The following is a 1,043-nucleotide window of genomic DNA, read 5'->3' as shown; positions in this document are numbered from 1 at the left end:
GAATACGTTCCCGGGCCTTGTACACACCGCCCGTCACACCATGGAAGTGGACTGCACCAGAAGTGGTTAGCTTAACCCTCGGGAGAGCGATCACCACGGTGTGGTTCATGACTGGGGTGAAGTCGTAACAAGGTAGCCGTAGGGGAACCTGCGGCTGGATCACCTCCTTAAACGACCGCGCATCCCTCCTGGGTAAGCGCTCACAATGAATTACCTGATCGCGCAGAGCAACGACTGTTTGGGTCCTGGACCCAGTGGTAAGCCGGGTTTGGTGCGCAGTTGGTTGGAACGCACCCCCTGACCTTAATGGAAAGGAGGGTGAGGTCGGTCGGCCGAATACCGCAGGCTTAGCAGTTAGCATGGTGCTGGGTCTGTAGCTCAGTTGGTTAGAGCGCACCCCTGATAAGGGTGAGGTCGGCAGTTCAAGTCTGCCCAGACCCACCAAATTTGCGTGATACGTCGTTGAAAGACACCTTGTATAGCAGGCTATACGGCGCTGTCTTTCGCCTAGTCTCACACAAATTACATGTCCTTTCGGTGACAATGTGCCGCAAACGACATGTTGATAAGGGGCCTTAGCTCAGCTGGGAGAGCGCCTGCCTTGCACGCAGGAGGTCACCGGTTCGATCCCGGTAGGCTCCACCATCCCGACAGTCGATATCAACCAAGCCCTAAGCCGTATGCTTTCTCGCAAAGCCTACCGCTTAGAGCTTTTGCTCTAATGCTCTTTAACAATGTGGAATAAGCTGACAAAGCAAGACGATACGTCTCAAGCGTATCCGGCAAAATCGTGTTCGTCGCCAGGCCAGACCCTTTGGGGTTATATGGTCAAGCGATGAAGCGCATACGGTGGATGCCTAGGCAGCCAGAGGCGATGAAAGACGTTGTAGCCTGCGATAAGGCTCGGTGAGGTGGCAAACAACCTACGACCCGGGCATCTCTGAATGGGGAAACCCACCCAGCACAAGCTGGGTATCCCACCCTGAATTCATAGGGGTTGGGAGGCGAACCGGGGGAACTGAAACATCTAAGTACCCCGAGGA

General features: G+C 55.0%; 2 tRNA genes and 2 rRNA genes. All 4 read left to right on the top strand.

The annotated features are described in order from the left end of the window. Window positions 1-170: ribosomal RNA gene (locus LUN51_RS17390) — 16S ribosomal RNA — on the top strand; the annotation flags it as partial. A gap of 197 nt (window positions 171-367) precedes the next feature. Further along, window positions 368-444, top strand: a tRNA-Ile gene (locus tag LUN51_RS17385). A gap of 125 nt (window positions 445-569) precedes the next feature. Beyond that, a tRNA-Ala gene (locus tag LUN51_RS17380) sits at window positions 570-645 on the top strand. A 181-nt stretch (window positions 646-826) separates the two neighbouring features. Further along, window positions 827-1,043 (top strand): 23S ribosomal RNA (locus tag LUN51_RS17375); the annotation flags it as partial.

Source organism: Chromohalobacter canadensis, assembly GCF_029544075.1.
GTDB classification, from domain to species: Bacteria; Pseudomonadota; Gammaproteobacteria; order Pseudomonadales; family Halomonadaceae; genus Chromohalobacter; species Chromohalobacter canadensis_A.
This window is presented reverse-complemented; position numbering and strand designations above follow the sequence as displayed.